At 40.3% G+C, this 18,815-nt stretch carries 15 protein-coding genes; 8 read left to right on the forward strand and 7 right to left on the reverse strand.

The features are described from left to right. Positions 1-156: 156 nt before the first annotated feature. Both BFP71_RS16480 and BFP71_RS16485 read right to left on the reverse strand, forming a co-directional pair. Positions 157-1,104 (reverse strand): universal stress protein, encoded by a 948-nt coding sequence (locus BFP71_RS16480; protein WP_069836521.1) that lies wholly within the window; start codon positions 1,102-1,104, stop codon positions 157-159. A gap of 15 nt (positions 1,105-1,119) precedes the next feature. Further along, entirely contained in the window at positions 1,120-2,082 is a 963-nt protein-coding gene (locus tag BFP71_RS16485) for a sodium-dependent bicarbonate transport family permease (RefSeq protein ID WP_069836522.1), read from the reverse strand. 91 nt (positions 2,083-2,173) lie between these two features. Between BFP71_RS16485 and BFP71_RS16490 the strand changes: the two genes are divergently transcribed. From BFP71_RS16490 to BFP71_RS16500, 3 genes are all read left to right on the forward strand, one after another. Further along, positions 2,174-3,100: a LysR family transcriptional regulator gene (locus BFP71_RS16490; protein WP_069836523.1), complete on the forward strand. Its 927-nt coding sequence runs from the start codon at positions 2,174-2,176 to the stop codon at positions 3,098-3,100. A 96-nt stretch (positions 3,101-3,196) separates the two neighbouring features. Then, positions 3,197-4,999: a translational GTPase TypA gene (gene typA, locus BFP71_RS16495; RefSeq protein ID WP_069836524.1), complete on the forward strand. Its 1,803-nt coding sequence runs from the start codon at positions 3,197-3,199 to the stop codon at positions 4,997-4,999. Positions 5,000-5,039: 40 nt separating this feature from the next. Next, positions 5,040-5,516, forward strand: coding sequence for a hypothetical protein (locus BFP71_RS16500; RefSeq protein WP_069836525.1), 477 nt, complete (start codon positions 5,040-5,042; stop codon positions 5,514-5,516). On the opposite strand, the gene BFP71_RS16505 is transcribed toward BFP71_RS16500, so the two are convergent. The 4 genes from BFP71_RS16505 to BFP71_RS16520 form a co-directional block, all read right to left on the reverse strand. Beyond that, positions 5,517-6,575, reverse strand: coding sequence for a phytase (locus BFP71_RS16505; RefSeq protein WP_069836526.1), 1,059 nt, complete (start codon positions 6,573-6,575; stop codon positions 5,517-5,519). 58 nt (positions 6,576-6,633) lie between these two features. Next, complete coding sequence (locus tag BFP71_RS16510; protein ID WP_069836527.1) at positions 6,634-9,399, reverse strand: TonB-dependent receptor; 2,766 nt, start codon at positions 9,397-9,399, stop codon at positions 6,634-6,636. A 200-nt stretch (positions 9,400-9,599) separates the two neighbouring features. Further along, positions 9,600-11,273: a tetratricopeptide repeat protein gene (locus tag BFP71_RS16515; RefSeq protein WP_069836528.1), complete on the reverse strand. Its 1,674-nt coding sequence runs from the start codon at positions 11,271-11,273 to the stop codon at positions 9,600-9,602. Between the two features lie 149 nt (positions 11,274-11,422). After that, positions 11,423-12,289, reverse strand: a complete 867-nt coding sequence (locus BFP71_RS16520; protein ID WP_069836529.1) for an SDR family oxidoreductase — start codon at positions 12,287-12,289, stop codon at positions 11,423-11,425. Positions 12,290-12,424: 135 nt separating this feature from the next. Here BFP71_RS16520 and BFP71_RS16525 point away from each other — a divergent pair, with 135 nt between their 5' ends. Continuing rightward, positions 12,425-13,378: an OmpA family protein gene (locus BFP71_RS16525; RefSeq protein WP_069836530.1), complete on the forward strand. Its 954-nt coding sequence runs from the start codon at positions 12,425-12,427 to the stop codon at positions 13,376-13,378. A 31-nt stretch (positions 13,379-13,409) separates the two neighbouring features. Further along, positions 13,410-13,670: a hypothetical protein gene (locus BFP71_RS16530; protein WP_069836531.1), complete on the forward strand. Its 261-nt coding sequence runs from the start codon at positions 13,410-13,412 to the stop codon at positions 13,668-13,670. Between the two features lie 22 nt (positions 13,671-13,692). Here the strand turns inward: BFP71_RS16530 and BFP71_RS16535 are convergent, their stop codons facing one another. Continuing rightward, a complete protein-coding gene (locus tag BFP71_RS16535; RefSeq protein ID WP_069836532.1) occupies positions 13,693-14,946 on the reverse strand; it encodes a DUF819 family protein in 1,254 nt (417 codons plus the stop codon). Between the two features lie 178 nt (positions 14,947-15,124). Between BFP71_RS16535 and BFP71_RS16540 the strand changes: the two genes are divergently transcribed. The 3 genes from BFP71_RS16540 (at position 15,125) to BFP71_RS16550 (ending at position 18,807) form a co-directional block, all read left to right on the forward strand. Continuing rightward, on the forward strand, positions 15,125-16,519 hold the full coding sequence (locus BFP71_RS16540) for a sodium-dependent transporter (protein WP_069836533.1): 1,395 nt from the start codon (positions 15,125-15,127) through the stop codon (positions 16,517-16,519). Positions 16,520-16,722: 203 nt separating this feature from the next. Then, complete coding sequence (locus BFP71_RS16545) at positions 16,723-17,706, forward strand: carbohydrate-binding family 9-like protein (RefSeq protein ID WP_245701862.1); 984 nt, start codon at positions 16,723-16,725, stop codon at positions 17,704-17,706. Positions 17,707-17,721: 15 nt separating this feature from the next. Then, a complete protein-coding gene (locus BFP71_RS16550) occupies positions 17,722-18,807 on the forward strand; it encodes a family 10 glycosylhydrolase (RefSeq protein ID WP_069836534.1) in 1,086 nt (361 codons plus the stop codon). The last annotated feature ends 8 nt before the right edge of the window (positions 18,808-18,815 follow it).

Genomic DNA, 18,815 nt, shown 5'->3' on the forward strand with positions numbered 1-18,815 from the left:
GTCGCAAAGATAGTTTCTTAGGCGCGACTTGTAATAATTTAACGGCTAGAATTTAAAGCGCTGCCGATGGCCTGATTCTTTTGTTCAAACTTCATGAAAAAGCCCGCTTTACGTAAAAGCAGGCTCTAAGATTATTTGAATACAATCGGAAATCGTCTACCTACTAAAGTTTAGGATACCGCTCAAAAAGCCTTTATTCTCCCCATTTTTCTTTAAAATCAGGGTAATGTGTTGCCCGTTGTGAGGGAGTACACTTTCAGATACTTCACCAAGCAAGGCCGCCGCGGACATTGTTTTCCCTTTTGATCCCATGACCAATAGATCTGGACGAATCTTATCGATATGCTGATCAATCGGTTGTCCTACACTTTTACCGCGCTCTACGCTAGCTATATGCTTTTGAACAGAAGTTTTCTTCATTTTGGCGAGGTAATCATCCAAAGAATGCTTTGCGTATGCCGTTAATTTTTTGTCGATCTCAGTCCGTTTAGATAAGATTTGGTCGATTTCATCAGCGGTTTCAAAAACTTGACTTAGGTATTTAGTAGCGTCTTTGTAAACATGAAGGGCGTGTACAACAGGCGGCAATTCTACATTCTGAAAATCACTGACAACTGCCAACGCTAAATCTGAGTATTCTGAGAAATCGATCGGTGTAAGGATTGATTGAATGTTTTGTATGTGCCGATCTGGCATTAACATCACATTACAAGCAGATTTTCTCACCATTTTTTTGCTGAGTACTCCTACTCTATTCATATTTCGTCTACCTAGAATGGCTAGATCAATTTTATGTGTATTCTCAAACCTAAGGAGCTCCGTCAACTGATTTCCCGATAAGACATGAATCTCGACCGGTTGCTCTGGGTGGAAATATTTAGCCACCATTTCTTCAAGACTTGCTTGCGCTTGTTTGATGTCAGGCATCATTAGATCTGGAATATCCACTAATACTTCTTTTGGAATATCTAGCTCTTTAGAAATATGTACTATATGAATGGCATCAGGTGTGAACTGATTAGCCAATTCGGATACATTTCTTAAAAGGTTGACCTCATTTTTAGTGACGTCAATTCCAACCATCCATTTCGAAAACTTCTTCATAGCGTGTATTATTTATCAGGTGATTTGAATTAAAAACATATAAATCGGTAGACCTACCGTGATATTGACTGGGAATGTAATGGCCAAGGCCATTGGAATATAAATTCCTGGATTGGCTTTCGGTACCGCAATCTTCATGGCCGCAGGCACGGCTATATAAGACGCGCTTGCTCCCAAAACAGCGAATATGAACCTATTGCCGATATCATCCACGATTAGCCCACTCATAACGGCAATAACACAGCCATTGAAGAGGGCGATGACTATAGCAAATGAGGTAGTAAACCATCCTTGTTCGAGAAAGGCCTTCAGCTTTCGACCGCTTACAATTCCCATGTCTAGTAAGAAAATGGCTAAAAAGCCTTTAAATAAATCCGTTGTAAATGGGGCAATTCCTTGTGCTTGTTCTTCGCTCGCCATCCAGCCGATGACTAGACTTCCTAAAATCAAAATCACGCTACCATTAGTAAAAGCGTGTTTTATGAGTTGACCCATACTAGTATTCTGTGTTGATCCATTGGAGAATATTCTGATCAAAACTACACCTATCACAATGGCTGGCGCCTCCATAAACGCCATCACAGCCACCATGTGGCCTCCAAAATCAATGCCTTGCATTTCGAGAAACGCAACAGCTGTAACGAACGTCACTGCACTTACCGAACCATATGCAGCGGCTATTGCTCCAGAATTCTCTACAGTTAGCCGTCGTTTTAGGATAAAAAAGGCATAGCATGGAATGATAATCGCGATGGCCACTCCAAAGACAATACTCCAGATAATGTCGCTTGAAAATGTGTTATGTGCCAACTCTTGCCCGCCTTTGAAACCGATGGCAAACAACAGGTAAAGCGAGATAAATTTTGAGGATGTTTTCGGGATTTCTAAGTCGCTTTTCAGCTGGACAGAAACAATACCCAAGATGAAAAAAAGCAGTGCCGGATTGGTCAGGTTTTCTGCTAATAAATTCAAGTTCATAGATCAGTTATCGTTAAACTGAGCGCAAATATGATTGAGTTAATTCATATATTTTTATTTATCTTTATTATAATATACATAAACATTATTTATGAACTACACACTTCATCAACTCAATGTATTTCTTACTATTACCGAACTTGGTAGTGTTACGAAAGCAGCCGAAGCGCTACATTTAACCCAACCTGCGGTCTCGATTCAGCTCAAAAACTTACAAGATCAGTTTGAAATACCACTTACGGAAGTCGTTGGACGTCAGCTATATATAACTGATTTTGGTAAAGAAATCGCCCTCGCAAGTCAAAATATAATTAACGAGGTAGAGATCATCAATCAAAAGTTAATCACTTATCAAGACCAGATCGCTGGTAAGCTAAAAGTGTCAGTTGTTTCCACTGGAAAGTATATCATGCCTTACTTTCTTACAGACTTTTTAAAGAAGAATCCTGGGGTAGAATTAAAAATGGATGTCACGAATAAAGCCAGTGTTGTACGCAGTTTAGAAAAAAATGAAGTAGACTTTTCATTGGTGTCCATTCCACCCAGCACGCTAGCCCTAGAACATATCACGCTGATGCAAAATAAGTTATTCCTAGTCGGGAATGCGTCAAGTGAACTGAAGGTCAATAAACCTTACAAATCCAACGTCTTAGAGTCTATCGATTTGATCTTTCGAGAAACTGGTTCGGGTACTCGACAAACGATCGAAAAACATATTAATCAGCAGAATTTGACTGTAAAAAGGAAAATGGAGCTTACTTCTAACGAAGCAGTAAAGCAAGCTGTGGTGGCAGGTCTTGGTCACTCCATAATGCCCCTAATCGGCATTAAAAATGAACTCGAACTAGGAGATCTAAAAATTATACCTGTAAAAGGCTTACCTATACAGTCGCAATGGCAACTCGTTTGGCTTAAAAACAAGAAGTTCTCCCCTGCCGCCAAAGCTTATCTAGACTATTTGATTGAGCATAAAGATGAAATCATCACCAAGAAGTTTGAGTGGTATGAGAGCCCATAAAACGGGATACCCAAACTAAAACGACTTCATTTTATTTTGATCATAATGGATTAACATTAAAACCTTACCTTTGCGGCTTCAAATTAAGAAGCTCAAATGCAAAGCATCAGAAATATTGCCATCATTGCCCATGTCGATCATGGTAAAACCACTTTAGTAGATAAGATTATTCATGCGTCTAAACTCTTCAGAGAAAATCAAGAGTCAGGCGACCTTATCCTAGATAACAACGATTTAGAGCGAGAAAGAGGAATTACCATTCTTTCTAAAAATGTTTCTGTCGTTTATAATGGGGTTAAAATCAACATTATTGACACTCCTGGTCACGCCGATTTTGGTGGTGAAGTAGAGCGTGTTTTAAAAATGGCCGATGGTGTGCTACTCTTAGTTGATGCTTTTGAGGGACCGATGCCACAAACCAGATTCGTGCTAAGCAAAGCTTTAGCGCTCGGCTTAACTCCTATTGTAGTGGTAAACAAGGTGGATAAAGAAAACTGTCGCCCTGACGAAGTTCATGAGCAAGTTTTTGATCTCATGTTCAATCTTGACGCTACCGAAGAGCAACTGAACTTTGAAACGATATACGGTTCTTCTAAAAATGGATGGATGAGTGAAGATTGGCAGCAGCCGACTGATAACATCACTCCTCTTTTAGATAAAATTGTAGAAGTAATTCCTGAGGCTCCTTCTCCTGAAGGAACTCCTCAATTTCAGGTTACTTCACTAGACTACTCCTCTTTCGTTGGTAGAATTGCCATTGGTAGAGTTTACCAAGGAAGTATTGAAGAGGGTAAATCAATGGGGCTTACCAAGGCTGATGGCAGTATGCAGCGGGTAAGAATCAAAGAGCTTCAGGTTTTTGAAGGCTTGGGTAGAAAGAAAGTTGAATCCGTAAAAGCAGGTGATCTTTGCGCGATCGTTGGTTTGGATAACTTCGAAATTGGCGATACACTCACAGATTTCGAAAATCCTCAACCACTAGAGCGACTAAGCATTGATGAGCCTACCATGAATATGCTTTTCACCATCAACAACTCTCCAGGTTTTGGTAGTGAAGGTAAATTCGTAACCTCAAGACACTTGAGAGACCGTTTGATGAAGGAAACGGAAAAGAACTTAGCGCTCCGTGTAGAACCTACAGATAGCGAAGATAAATTCTTAGTCTATGGACGAGGTATTCTTCATTTATCGGTATTGATAGAAACAATGAGACGCGAGGGCTATGAACTAATGGTTGGCCAACCGCAAGTGATCTATAAAGAAATAGACGGTCAAAAGTGTGAGCCTATCGAGACACTTGTGGTTGATGTACCTGAAAACGTCGCTGGAAAAGTAATCGAGTTAGCCACTCAAAAGAAGGGTGAACTAAAGATCATGGAGCCAAAAGGTGACCAGCAACACCTAGAATTTGAAATCCCATCTAGAGGGTTAATTGGTTTAAGAAATAACGTACTGACTGCTACCGGCGGTGAAGCGGTTATGAACCACAGATTCTTAGATTATCAGCCATTTAAGGGTGAAATCAAGGGTAGAAATAATGGTTCTTTAATCTCGATGGAAAATGGACCAGGTACACCGTATTCGATCGACAAGCTGCAAGACAGAGGAGTTTTCTTCGTACCTCCAGGTGAAAACCTTTATACCGGGCAAGTGATTGGGGAACATTCTCGTGAAAATGACCTAGTTGTAAATGTGCAAAAAGGAAAGCAACTCACTAATATGAGGGCTTCTGGTTCGGACAACAACTCCAAGATCGCCCCACCAAGGGTATTCTCTTTGGAAGAGAGTATGGAATACATTCAAAAAGATGAGTATTTGGAAATCACTCCTTCTAGTATTCGAATGAGAAAGATTTTTCTAGACGAGCACACAAGAATGAAAATGGCTAAGACTTTATAGCCATTACAACTTTTTGGAAAGTAAAAGGGTCAGTGTAGGTATGAAGAAGATACTAGCGCTGACCTTTTTATTTTATTTAGTCATTAGCGGATGCGAAAACGAAAACCTACCTATTGATTCAGAATACCTTCTTTTCGGAAATTTTTATGGCCATTGCCAAGGCGACTGTTTCAATGCTTTTCAGGTAGATAACGAAAAAGTTCAATCTGACGATGCTGATGGACATTTCACTTTTGATCAATATCAATTCGAGTCTACTAGAACTTTAGACAAATCTGCGTTCAGCGAAGCACGATCATTACTCAAACAAATTCCTTCTGAGTTGATCACTTCGGAAATTGAAAGTTATGGCTGCCCCGATTGCGCGGATCAAGGTGGATATTTTATGATTTTCGAAACGGATAACGAAAAACAAATGATCATTATCGATACGGCAGACACCAATGATCAATCGGAAGATATCATCCGTTTCAAAAACTTAATGAGCGCATTTATAGAAAAACATAGAGACCAGTAATTACTGATCTCTTATGTCCAATATATCCTCCACTCTGTAATATTGAAAGGTTTTGTTGTCTGACATGGCCACGAAAATTCCTTTTTTAAAGGTATCGTTAAAGGCGACATTACTAATTTCCGAACCGTCGCTTTCGCGCGTAGAAACCTTCACAACTTTAACCAGTTCGTGCTGATGTTTATCACCAACCGATCCTTCTCTTTTAAAAACATGAAAGGCATTGGCTTGCTGATCAGAGACTAGAATAAACCCACTTCCATTTCCTGTATCATAAATGGATATCCCTTCGTGATCATCTCGAAAACCCGTTGTGGCAAACAAGGCCAATTCTTCATTGCCTTTTTCAGGGTCTGCATAGTATTTTCTCACTCCTACACCTTCATCTGAATAATAAATGTATCCAAGCTCATGATCTACAGCTATGGCTTCAATTTCCTTTATGCCACTATACTTCCCGAACTTTCGGACAAGCGTAGCAGTAACATCTCCCATATCGTTGAGGCCCAGTTTGTATTGCCATAAGTAAGTGCCATCAGTTGGGCCAGTTTTTCTCCCCATAATCACAAAGACAGCATTGTCACTAGGCCTTTTATAGAGTGCAATCCCCATTAAGTCTCTGTGTTCTAGCGCTGTTTCACCAACATACACTGGTATTCCTCCACCATCTATTGGTTTCATATCAGGCAGTGAAAAAACTCTTAATTTATGGGTTAAACGCTCCCCTGTTACGGCAAAGTCCAATGTATCATTGGCAAAGACAGCACCTTGAACTAAGTCAACATTATTTGGTCTCTTGAGTCCACTTACCGTCTTATTTTTAATGATCTTTCCATCCAAATCAAAGACGAAAAGTGCGCCGTCTTCATTCTTGTCCGTACCAATAATTAGACTTTTGGATGGATCTTCCTTATTCACCCAGATCGCTGGATCATCAGTATCGTAGTTTACGGGTTCAGTTACCACAACTGGTTTCACCCTATCAACGTCAATTTGCGAATTGCCACAGGCGGCGAGTAATACCACCGCTAGCAATGAAAAAATATATGTTATGTTTTTCATAAATAGTAAAATGGAGGCAGCACAACACCACCTCCATTTAGTTTGAGCAAATTAATTTCTAATTAAATAGGTCGAATTTCAGACCAGCATTGAAACGTGCGTTATAAAATTCTCGCTGCATAGTTCTTGATCTCACCCCTTGGTAGTATCTCAATTCTTGGTTGGTGATGTTATTCACCTCGAAGAAGAATCTCCAGTTAGGTTTAAAGGCATATGAACCATTGATATCTAAGAAAGTCTGCTTATCGTAAAACCTATCTTCGAAAGCATCTCCACCTAATTCATCGATATAGTCACTTGTGTAGTTAAGTGAAGCTCTCAACACGAGTTTATCAGTTTCATAAGAAAGTGATGCGTTGAACATGTTTTCAGCAGTACCCGGTAACGAAAGATCATCTGCTTCTCTACCTTGAATACCAGTCGTATTAGATTGAGTATATGTATAGTTCAGATAGATACCCAGACCTTTCCAAATTTGACGCTGTAAAGACAATTCTAAGCCGTAAATCTCAGCTGTTCCACCATTTTGGAATGTAGTAAACTCTAAGTCATTTCCGAATTGCGGATCGTTGAAACCCTCTTGGACTTGCTCGTAAATAAAATTATCAACGTCCTTATAGAATACTCCTCCAGATACGATACCGATATTCTGGAAGTAGTTCTCATACATTAAATCAAAGTTTGTAGAAGTAGCTGCCTCCAAATTTGGATTACCTCTTACTAGTTCTTCGTCATCAGGGCTAAACTCTGCATAAGGCACTAAGTCAAAGTAATTTGGTCTAGCGATCGTGTTTGTATAGGCAAACCTTAAAACTGAATACTCAGAGAAATTATAGTTTAAGTGAATACCAGGCATAAAGTTAGAGTAGTTCTGAGATGCCGTTTCTTGCGTAAACGTATCGTTATCTACGTCTAACAAGAAACCAGTGTAGTCAATGCTAGTCGATTCTAAACGCAATCCTATAATACCAGAAAGCTTATCGTTCAATTGTACATCTGCCATGGCGTAAACACTAAAAATGTCCTCGTCAGCATCATAATTACCCGGTAGGTACTCTCCTATTTCGTCAGATTCGTCGAACAGTGAGGAATTTCTAAGGTCTAAACCACCTAAGAACTCGGGCGTCACGAAAGATCCAATTCTATACTGACTACCCGCCAAATAATCTGGATCAGAGAAATTCCTGTTTGGTACGCTACCTAAAGTCGCTCCAAAAGCATTCTCATCGACAGGCTCGTAAGAGAAGAATGAATTTGTTCTTACCTTATTCTTTGTTCTTAATCTAGTACCAAACTTCAAAATGGTGTTATCAGAGGCTGGCAATGTAAAATCGATACGGCTGTTAAAATCCTCGTCATAAGTGTCTTGGAATTCTTCAGTGATCTCATTTAAACCAATATTGAAGTTATCTGCTGGGTTAGCTAAAAGTGCTAGTGGAAATCCAGGATCTCTTAAGTCTAAATTTACCGTTTGGCCACTTTCTCTGTAGCTGATATATCGCTCATTCGGTCTTTTTTCAGAAGCACGAGCGTAAGAAGTAGACCATGTTAATTTCAACTTGTCAAACTGGTGCTCACCTTTTAGTGTGACATTTCTATTTCGTTGATCTTCAAGTCTTCTGTTATCGACTCTATCACTATTAATACCACCTTTAGTTTGGAATTCTACACGAGCCGGAAGTGTCCATTGATTTGTACCTGTAAGAATTTGGTCGCCATCATCGAAAGCATCGTCAATTTGAGACACTCTCATTCTGTACCTATTCTCCCAATCGTCTCTCCAGTTATAGACTCCTGATAGAAATATTTTGTTGTTCTTGTTGATTTCGTAGTCTAGCGCCAGATTAAAACTTCTTCGGATTCTTTGTACTCGATATTCTCTGATATCAAATTCCTCGATCAACGCTTCTCCATTGTCACCTTCGAACCAAACCGCTTCCACATTGTCAGAACCAAAGTCATGGTTATTGTAACTGGCTGAAAAAAGAGCACCTAGTTTTCCATCTGCAAATCGATCTGAAACGATCACACTACCAGTCCAAATCGGTTGATTTGATAGGAAGTTGTAACCTGAAGCTACCGTTCCAGAAACACGTCTCCCTGTAGGCGCCGATCTTGTAATTAAGTTTACAGAACCACCAATAGCGTCAGCATCCATGTCTGGTAATACTGCTTTATTCACTTGAATAGTTTGGATCAAATCCGAAGGAATTAAATCCAACTGTATGTTTCGGTTATCACCTTCTGCAGATGGAACCCTTTCACCATTGAGCATAACAGAATTCAATTGAGGTGCTAGTCCACGCACAATTATATTCCTTGCCTCTCCTTGATCATTTTGGATGGTAATACCCGGAATTCTTTTTAAAGCATCTCCAATATTAGCATCTGGGAAACGACCAATTTGATCTGCCGCTACCACATTAGTGATGTTAGGGTTAGTTCTTTGTTGGTTTAACGCTTTCGCTTGTCCTTTCAATCGATCACCTAATACGATAACCTCTCCACCAGCGCCAAATCCTGGCTCCATTTTTACATTTACAACAGTAGTTTCATTGGCTGTAACGGTGATCGTCTGTTCTACCTTCTTATACCCTATAAAACTAATTGTTGCTTTATGTGAACCAACTGGTACTTCCACTAGTGTAAAGTATCCATTGTCGTTCGTTGGTATTCCTTTATCAATGGCCTCTATCATGATGCTCGCACCAGGAAGTGGTAGGCCAAGTTCGTCTGTAATTCTTCCGCTTACTATGCCTGTTTGAGCCATAGACATGTTCATCAGAAAGCATGCGGTTAAACAAATAAGTAATAGTTTTTTCATCTTTTTTTGATTGCTTGATTAGCTTGTTGAGTTTCTCGCATCAAGGTGAGCAACCAAGAAAAACTGGGCATTTCTAGAAGGTTAATTTAATGCGAATGTTTGTACAGAAAACGTTAACAAAGCAGATACAAAAAATCATATCTCACTGTATTTCATGTGTTTACATCAGAATAAAATGTTAGCAATTAGGGCAACATTTACTAAAAATCAACCAAGAAATCTTTGAGCTTCTGCTCACTTCGAGGATTAATCTTCTTTCTTAATCGGTATCTGGAAATTCTAAGACTATCCGTCGTTACTCCCATGATGGCAGCGATATCTTTTGAGGCTAATCGCAACCTTGTTAATGAACACAGTTTGATTTCGGTGGGCGTAAGGTTTGGATACTTTTGTTGTATCCTGTCCAAGAAGTCAACATGAACCTGGTCAAATCTTCTTTGAAATTCTTCCCATTCCTTATCGAATTGAAAACTCTGATCGATTGAACCGCATAGCTTTGTCAGCGCTGATTTTTTAAGGCGCGTTTCTTTCTCTAAGCTTTTAAGCTGCATTCTCAAATCGTTGAGTAAACGATTCTTTTGAATGATGTGAAGGGTTTTTGTTGTTAGGTCTTGACTTCGTGCCTCTAATTCATGGTGAAACTGCTCTTCTTTGAGTCTTTTATTTTCCAGCGCAGTTTCCAATGCCTTTTGCTGCAACTCAATATTCTTTAGTTTTTCCACATCCAAGGCTTTAGATGCTTTATGGGCCAGATTCTCTTTTCTCCTACTTTTTCTTTCTTGATAGAGCAATAGAATGGTGAATATTGCTAATCCTATTGCGCCGAAGAGTAAAAAGTTAGACACCTGTTTTTCAGCACGCTGCTTACTTTCAAGTATGGCTATTTCATTGTCCTTTTCTTGTGTCTCATAGAGTGTTTCGAAATTGGCGATTTGATTGGCGATCTGACCCGAAAAAAGTGATTCTTGCAATTCGTAAACACTGTCCTGATACGCATAAGCCTTGGATAGGTCACCTAATAGATTGTACGACTTGGATAAGTCTCTGAAAGCGCTTCGAATCTGGTAGGTTAAATCCATTTCCTTGGCAAGAACCAAGGCTTTTTTGGTAAAAAACAGACCCGAATCATAAGATTGCCGTTTTCTAAATATATCGCCGATATCATTTAAGGAAACCACCAAAGCCGCGTAATTTCCGGTGACTGAATCGTATTTAGCCGCCTTATAAAAGTACTCATGGGCCAAACGATATTGGCTCAAGTCTTCATATATACTCCCAATGTTCCCGTTTACAAACGCTAGCCCACGTGGATCATTTAACGCTTGGTATAAATCCAATGCTGCTTTTTGATAGAAAAAGGCACTATCATAATCACTCTTCTTTTCGAAATAATGACCAATGCTAGCAAAAGTTTCTGCAATACTGGCTTGGTGCTCGTCAACTGAAAATTTAGAAAGCGCTTTTTTGAAATAGATTAGCGCCTTATTATTCGACTTGGACATCTCATAGGCCAAACCGAGCGCAAGAAGTGTTCTTGCCTCCTCTCCAACATTCCTCGCTTTTTCAAAGGCTTTTAAAGCGTCGTAGAAGTATTTAATTGCCTGATCGTAAGCTCCTTGTAGGTAGAAGACATGACCGATAGATCTTTGAGCTAAGGCCGCCTGCACGGGATCATTAAAAATTGATCGGTCTAGTGCTTTTTTCGCATAAAGAAATGATGAGTCTGGTGAGACATCTGCGTAGTACTGACTGAGCGCATTGTAGATTCGTGTCTTTTGCCTATCGGACTTTGCAGATTTTAAATTAGCGTGAAGGCCCACCAAATTAGGCTCTTGCGATGCCAATGTTTTGACAAAGACAAGCAGGCTTAACATAAGTAGAATAGAGCACCTCACTCTACAAGTCTACCTAACTAATGTTACCTGATTAATTGCTAGAATTGAAGTTTATGTGAACTTTTAGAACTCCGTCCGCTTCAATTTCCGCTTCGCTTTCCAATAGCCCCAAAGTAATTTGGGGCCTATTACTTTTTTGATCTGGCGGCTTCCATCATGTCCCACATTTCTTGTGGCACTTTTTCAAGGTGACTAAATTCACCTGCTCCCATAAGCCATTCTCCACCATCAATTGTAACTACCTCTCCATTAATATAGGCCGAGTAATCTGACATGAGATACCCCGCAAGATTAGCAAGTTCCTGATGATCGCCTACCCTACCGACTGGCACAAGTTTCGCGGGATCGAATTTATCGATCAAATCACCAGGAAGTAACCTGCTCCACGCACCTTCTGTTGGAAAAGGTCCTGGTGCAATTGCATTCATTCGAATTTTATATTTCGCCCATTCAACAGATAGCGATCTGGTCATTGCCAAAACACCTGCTTTTGCACATGCCGATGGCACAACATAACCTGATCCTGTCCATGCATAAGTGGTTACTATATTTAAGACTGTGCCTGCTTGCTTTTGGGCAATCCATTTCTTGCCGAGTGCTAATGTAAAATTGGTGGTCCCTTTGAGTACAATATCTATAATGGTATCGAAAGCTCGGTGTGAAAGCCTTTCGGTTGGGCTTACAAAATTCCCAGCAGCATTATTTAACAATCCGTGAATCTGACCGAAACGTTCTTCGGCTTGATTGAGTACATTTTCTACTTGCTCATAATCTCTAACGTCGCACTGAACGGCCAGCACTTCACCTCCAGTTTCTGCTTCAAGTTCTTGTGCCGTCTTTTCCAAGACCTCCATTTTTCTACTGGTAATCACCAAATTGGCACCTACTTCGAGGAAGTATTTCCCCATAGACCTTCCAAGTCCTGTTCCGCCACCAGTTACTATAATGGTTTGTCCTTTTAAGGCATCGTCTTTAAGCATTCCGTCAGTTCTCATTTCTTTGTTGTTTATCGAAGCATTTAAGTTAAATAATATTATGCATGCAGCATAACTTTTCTAAAGTAGGTGTGTTTAATCTGCCAGATGTTTCTCAATGGAAATGGCCATATTTGTAGAACTCAAAGAATATCGATGACACTTTTTTGCAAGAAATTATCACTTCTCACTATTATTTCAATCCTTTTAGCCTCTTGTGTAGCTAAAAAAGAGTTTGATGCCGTTTCGTTGGAAAGAAACCAATTAGAAAACGATAAAACTCGGCTTCAAGAAGAACTTAAGGTGGCTAATGAAAAAATTAACCGTCTTGAAGTTCAAGTGGAAGATTTGCAAGGAAAAAACACTACGCTGAAAAGTGATCTTGATTTTGTAAGCGAAGAATTAAAAAAGGTACAAGAAGATTACACCCGAATTAAACAGTTATACGATAACCTTTTAACCAATAGTAGCCAATTAAGTACCGATATAGCGCAGCAACAACAACGGCTATTGGCCATAGAGGACGAGCTAGAAATAGAACAGAAAAGAAACCAAGAACTAGCCGAAGACCTTTCTAAAAGGGAAGCCAAAGTCGCAGAACTCGAACGTTTAATAGCTGAGAAAGATTTAGCAGTGCAGAATTTAAAGAAACGGGTTACTGATGCCCTCTTAAACTTCCAAGAAAATGATCTGTCCGTGGAAGTTAAAAATGGTAAGGTCTATGTCTCGTTAGCCGAAAAGCTTTTATTCAATTCTGGAAGCACAAAGGTCGATGCCAAAGGTGTTGGTGCATTAAAACAACTGGCCAATGCATTGAGCGGAAACAAAGAAATCAATATTATGGTGGAGGGTCATACGGATGATGTTCCTTTAAGTGGTTCAGGAAAATTTGCTGACAACTGGGATTTGAGCGTTATTCGAGCGACTTCTATTGTTAGAATCTTGATTGATAACGGAATCGCAAGTGAAGTGATCACAGCTTCTGGGCGTGGAGAATTCTCGCCTGTCGCAGAAAACACCACTGCCGAAAACAAAGCACTGAACAGAAGGACTGAAATAATCCTGACACCAAAACTGGATAAGCTCTTTCAATTACTGGAAACTTACTAAACAATTGACCTAACCAAACGATTTACTCCCTATGCTAGTCAAAAATGAATTCGAGGGATATTCTGTTGAGGAATTAGAAGTAAAGAAAAAGAAGTTCATGCGGCTTCAGGTTACCTTAATGAGCTTTGCTGTACTTATTTCTCTGGCTGTCGGGATCTACTCCTACGTCATTGGAAGTTCACAAGGTTACACCCTTATCCCGATTGTTCTTATCGTAGGTTTTGGTTACCCCTTGTGGGCGTTTGGTAACTTAAGACGAAATGCTCAGCGAGAGATAGACAGTCGTAGCTAATCTCCCCACCCTTTTAACCACATCATGGCGATACGCTTGACATTAATTGAGCACATAATAACGCGCCATAGGTTCCTAAAGCATATCCTAAAACTGCCAATAGGACGCCAACGGGTGCTAATGCCGGGCTGAAAGCGGAAGCAACTACTGGTGCAGAAGCAGCTCCACCTACGTTTGCCTGACTCCCCACTGCCACAAAGAAGAATGGTGCTTTGACCAATTTGGCCACACCAATCATAATTAAGACATGAACTAGCATCCAAGTGATGCCTATCGCGAATAAACCGAGGTTATTGAAAATCTCACCGATATTCATATTCATCCCTATTGTGGCAACCAAAATGAATATAAAAACACTGCCTAATCTGGATGCACCTGCACCTTCATACTTCCTCATTTTAGTAAAAGAGAGCAATACACCGATCGTAGTGGCAATAACTACTAACCAGAAGAATCCGGAAGCTAATGAAGTCAAACTATACTTTTCTAGCCATTCCATTTTGGTATCCATAAAAGGGGCAATATTATCGGCACCCCAGTGTGCAAGCGCAGTACCGCCAAAACCAATGGCCAAAATTGTCATCACTTCTGATAGGGTCGGGATTTTTGCAATACTGGCTTGATAATCTTCTACCCTAGTTTTTAAATCATCTATAGCGGTGGTATCTGATTTCAGCCATTTATCTACTTTTTTCGTGATACTTGCACCATAGAGCAAAAATCCTGTCCAAATGTTGGCACAAATCACATCCACCACTATCATGGTTGAAAAAAGACCATCACTTACACCAAAAATCTCTTTCATAGACGCCTGATTAGCACCACCGCCAATCCAACTTCCAGCAACTGTGGCAAGCCCTCTCCATACTTCTTCACCACCCCCTACATCTAAAATTCCTGGCGCTAACCATGAAATCAATAAAATGGCTAAAGGTCCGCCGATTATGATGCCGATTGTAGCAGCAAAAAACATGATTAGTGCTTTTGGCCCTAGATTTATAATACCTTTCAAGTCGATACTTAGGCAGAGTAGTATTAAACTGGCAGGCAGTAAATATCGGGAGGCCATAAAATACAGGTTAGACTCTTCACCAGAAACTAGGCCCAATGGCCAGTTCAAAAGCCCCGGTAAGAAGTAGCATAGTAGGATGCTTGGAACGATTGAATAAAACTTCTTCCATTTGGGATTTGGAGATGATGAGGTGTGAAAAACCCAAGCAATTATGATGACTAAGAGGCCTAATACAATGGCATCATTGGTAAAATAAGGTTCCATAAGTATGATTCGAAAGATCAATAATAGCTGTTTTTTCGGAATACTAGCATCAAACTGCTATTGTCTGTAAGGATACTCTCCTAAATTCAGGTTTCGTGTCGTCGACATATTACTTTTTTGACGAATAGCATTCTTAGACAATAAGAAACACATATATTCGGGTTTAAATTTTGAATGCATGGCACCCAGAGGAGGTTTTTCAAGTAGATTAGGTTTTATCGCAGCCGCAGCTGGTTCAGCAGTGGGCTTAGGAAATATATGGGGTTTCCCGTATGAAGTAGGTGAAGGCGGCGGCGCAGCTTTTGTAGTAATCTACCTATTTTTCTGTTTCATTTTATGTTTCCCAGTTATGGCGACGGAAATCGCTATTGGTCGAAAAACACAACTCAACCCCGTAGGTGCTTTCAATGCATTAGGTTTTAAAAAGTGGAACTGGCTCGGTAAAATGGGCATCTTAGCTGGTGTTCTCATCCTTTCTTTTTACAATATCATAGCAGGTTGGGCATTTGGCTATATCTTCGAAATGATCACTGGGAATTTTGGTATTGCTGATGGATTCAGTGAGTATATAAAGAATGTGGTGAAAGTAGGTGCTTATGGCGCGCTCTTTATGGCTACAACTGCTTTCGTAGTATCGAAAGGTATTTCTGGGGGTATTGAGAAAGCCGCCAAAATACTAATGCCAACGCTAATTATCATGATGCTAATTATAGTAGGCTACTCCTTAACGCTACCGAATGCGGTTGATGGGCTTAAGTTTTACTTAGTACCTGATTTTAGCAAACTATCTGGCTCGGTAATTTACAATGCCATGGGCCAAGCGTTCTTTTCTTTGTCTCTCGGGATGGGTGCTTTAATCACCTATGGTTCTTATGTGAGCAAGAAAGAAAATATTGTAAGTGCTGCTGCTTGGGTGACCTTAGCAGACGTGGGAATCGCCTTAATTGCTGGCTTAATGATTTTCCCACTGATCGGTTTTATGAGCGGAGGTACTATGGAAGGTGCTGGCCGAGGACCAGGGTTAATCTTTGTGACTTTGCCTCAGATTTTCGGTAACATCGGCGGTACACTCGGTATAATTGCTGGCACAGTGTTCTTTGTATTATTATGTTTTGCAGCGCTAACATCCACTGTCTCTCTACTTGAAGTACCCGTTTCATACGTAGTAGACGAAATGAAAATCAAACGAAAAAAAGCTGTTTGGTTGGTCGCTGGTGTGATATTCCTTGTAGGAATTCCATCTCTTTTAGGAAATGGCTATTCTGAATTCTTTAGCACGAGTTTTACTACTTATAAAGCTGGGGGTACTGACACTGATTTCCTTTCATTGGTGGCAGCAATTGCCAATGACACGCTCTTACCTTTGGGTGGCTGTCTAATCTCTTTCTTTGCCGCTTATATATGGAAGAAACATAATCTGGATGAAGAATTAGCCGAAGGAGCGCCAGGTTACAAAGGCTCGTTCGTTCAAAAATATTTAAACTTTGCTGTAAGCTATCTAGCACCAATTGTACTGGGTGCATTGTTTGTGCTAACCGTCCTTTTCAAGTTTTTCGGCATAAGCGTATTCTAAATCGAGTCGCTCATCAAAATTTAGCCCCCTTCCTTATTGGTTGGGGGTTTTCTTTTTAAATTGTTTTCTCGATTGTACTGATGAGCCGCAGAAATTTCATGAATCGTATATTCCTCCTTCTTTTCACTTTATTCACAACTTACTCTTTGAGTTTCTCGCAAATCCCAATAGTAGAAGTGCGAACCTATCAAGCCATGAAAACCATGGAACCAATCAAAGTCGATGGTTTGGATGATGAGTCGGCTTGGGCTAACTCAGCGTGGTCGCAAGAATTTATTGATATCGAGGGAAATAAGAAGCCAAAGCCATACAAGAATACCAAAGTCAAAATGCTTTGGGACAATGATTATTTCTACTTCTTCGCTCTATTAGAGGAACCTCATATTTGGGCGAAATTAACTGAAAGAGACGCCGTTATTTTTTACGACAACGACTTTGAGATCTTTATTGATCCTGATGGCGACACTCATAATTACACAGAATTTGAAGTCAACGCTTTTAATACGGTTTGGGATTTACTTTTAACCAAACCGTATAGGGATAATGGTCATGCGATTAATGCTTATGACATTGATGGATTAAAATCCGCTATTAAAATCAACGGTACGATTAATGACCCCAGCGACACCGACGTGAGTTGGACAGTAGAGGTAGCTATTCCGTGGAAAGTATTGCGAGAAACCACCAAAGTCAAGGCCCCTCCTACAGCTGGTGATTCTTGGCGCGTGAATTTTTCGCGTGTCCAGTGGGAAACTGAAATAGTTAATGGTGAGTATGTTAAAAAGAAGAACCCCAAAACTGGCAATAACCTGCCGGAGAATAATTGGGTTTGGTCTCCTCAGCGAGCCATTGCCATGCACGAACCTGAATTCTGGGGTAATGTCATCTTCATTGATCAGGCGAAAAACGCTTCTACCCAAACTCCAACTGATTTAAGAGCAGAAGAGGTAAGACAAACGCTTTATCATATTCACCGAAAACAAAGAGAATTTGTACGTGCCACTAAGACTTATACTAGTCAAAAAGAGCATTTATTACCAATAGACCAGTTCAGTTTTGGGTCGCCTATCTCTTGGACACTGGAGGCTGATAGGCATAGCTATCGCGTAGTAATGAATGACCCAATGGATTCCAATCTTATATGGTATATAGATCAAACTGGGAGATTACTAAAAAAGAAAAAGTAAAACTAAGCGCAACTCATGGATAAAAGGAAATTCATCAAACAAGTCGGTTTAGGTTCGGCAGCCATCATGGCCTCACCTTTCATTTTCACTTCGTGTGATAGCTCTTCTGATGAAGAAGATTTTAAAATGTGGATGTGGGTAGGCAATGGAGCCGATAAAACTGAAACAGAATGGCGAAACCAATTGACCAGATTAAGTGAATTGGGCTTTTATGGCGTTTTAGCCGGCGGAGGTGTGGAAACATTAAAAATGACCGTACCAATCGCCAAGTCGCTTGGTTTAGAAATTCACTCTTGGCAATGGGTTATGAATAGGCCGGGTAATAAAGAGGCTATGGCACATCCTGAATGGTATGCCGTGAGCCGAGATGGTAATTCTAGTTTGGACGTCAACCCCTATGCGGGATATTACCAATGGCTGTGCCCTTCCAAGCCTGAAGTTCAAGATTACATCATTCAGGGCATGATCGACATTGCCGAAGTAGAAGGTTTAAATGGCGTTCAATTGGATTATGTGAGATACTGCGACGTGATTTTGCCAAGGGGATTATGGGAGAAATATGACCTAGTCCAAGACCATGAAATGCCTCAGTTTGATTTCTGTTATTGTGATACTTGCCGTGGAAAATTCAAAGCTGAACAAGGGTATGATCCTTTGGATTTGGATGATCCGAGTCAAGATGAAAAGTGGCGTCAGTTCAGATATGACTCCATCACCAACCTTGTCAATAGAATTGCCAAAGAGGTACACCAAAGAGATAAGAAACTATCGGCTTCTGTATTTGCTACTCCCAATCTCGCTAGAAAGTTTGTTCGTCAGGCTTGGGATAAATGGGATTTAGATTTCGTTTTCCCTATGATTTATTACCAATTCTATGCTGAAGAAATAGACTTCGTAAGGACTGGTACCATGGAGGGAGTTGAGGCACTAGCTGGTTCTAAGCCACTCTATACTGCGCAGTATTTGAGTGAAAAGACGAGTGAAGATATTGCTATAATGGTAGAAAAAGCCAAAGCTGGTGGTGCTAATGGCATTGCCTTCTATGATTACGGTTTGTTAAATGATGAGAAAGCTGAAGTGCTATCAGCGCTGAAAAAGTAAGGAATAGG

Source organism: Roseivirga misakiensis (genome assembly GCF_001747105.1).
In the GTDB taxonomy this organism is placed as follows: domain Bacteria; phylum Bacteroidota; class Bacteroidia; order Cytophagales; family Cyclobacteriaceae; genus Roseivirga; species Roseivirga misakiensis.

Excerpts from the sequence above, each read along its gene's own strand:
- BFP71_RS16515 (WP_069836528.1), bottom strand. The coding sequence starts at position 11,273 with ATGTTAAGCCTGCTTGTCTTTGTCAAAACATTGGCATCGCAAGAGCCT.
- BFP71_RS16525 (WP_069836530.1), top strand. The coding sequence starts at position 12,425 with ATGACACTTTTTTGCAAGAAATTATCACTTCTCACTATTATTTCAATC.
- BFP71_RS16510 (WP_069836527.1), bottom strand. The coding sequence starts at position 9,399 with ATGAAAAAACTATTACTTATTTGTTTAACCGCATGCTTTCTGATGAAC.
- BFP71_RS16485 (WP_069836522.1), bottom strand. The coding sequence starts at position 2,082 with ATGAACTTGAATTTATTAGCAGAAAACCTGACCAATCCGGCACTGCTT.
- BFP71_RS16550 (WP_069836534.1), top strand. The coding sequence starts at position 17,722 with ATGGATAAAAGGAAATTCATCAAACAAGTCGGTTTAGGTTCGGCAGCC.
- BFP71_RS16520 (WP_069836529.1), bottom strand. The coding sequence starts at position 12,289 with ATGAGAACTGACGGAATGCTTAAAGACGATGCCTTAAAAGGACAAACC.
- BFP71_RS16490 (WP_069836523.1), top strand. The coding sequence starts at position 2,174 with ATGAACTACACACTTCATCAACTCAATGTATTTCTTACTATTACCGAA.
- typA (WP_069836524.1), top strand. The coding sequence starts at position 3,197 with ATGCAAAGCATCAGAAATATTGCCATCATTGCCCATGTCGATCATGGT.
- BFP71_RS16480 (WP_069836521.1), bottom strand. The coding sequence starts at position 1,104 with ATGAAGAAGTTTTCGAAATGGATGGTTGGAATTGACGTCACTAAAAAT.
- BFP71_RS16545 (WP_245701862.1), top strand. The coding sequence starts at position 16,723 with ATGGAACCAATCAAAGTCGATGGTTTGGATGATGAGTCGGCTTGGGCT.
- BFP71_RS16535 (WP_069836532.1), bottom strand. The coding sequence starts at position 14,946 with ATGGAACCTTATTTTACCAATGATGCCATTGTATTAGGCCTCTTAGTC.
- BFP71_RS16530 (WP_069836531.1), top strand. The coding sequence starts at position 13,410 with ATGCTAGTCAAAAATGAATTCGAGGGATATTCTGTTGAGGAATTAGAA.
- BFP71_RS16540 (WP_069836533.1), top strand. The coding sequence starts at position 15,125 with ATGGCACCCAGAGGAGGTTTTTCAAGTAGATTAGGTTTTATCGCAGCC.
- BFP71_RS16500 (WP_069836525.1), top strand. The coding sequence starts at position 5,040 with ATGAAGAAGATACTAGCGCTGACCTTTTTATTTTATTTAGTCATTAGC.
- BFP71_RS16505 (WP_069836526.1), bottom strand. The coding sequence starts at position 6,575 with ATGAAAAACATAACATATATTTTTTCATTGCTAGCGGTGGTATTACTC.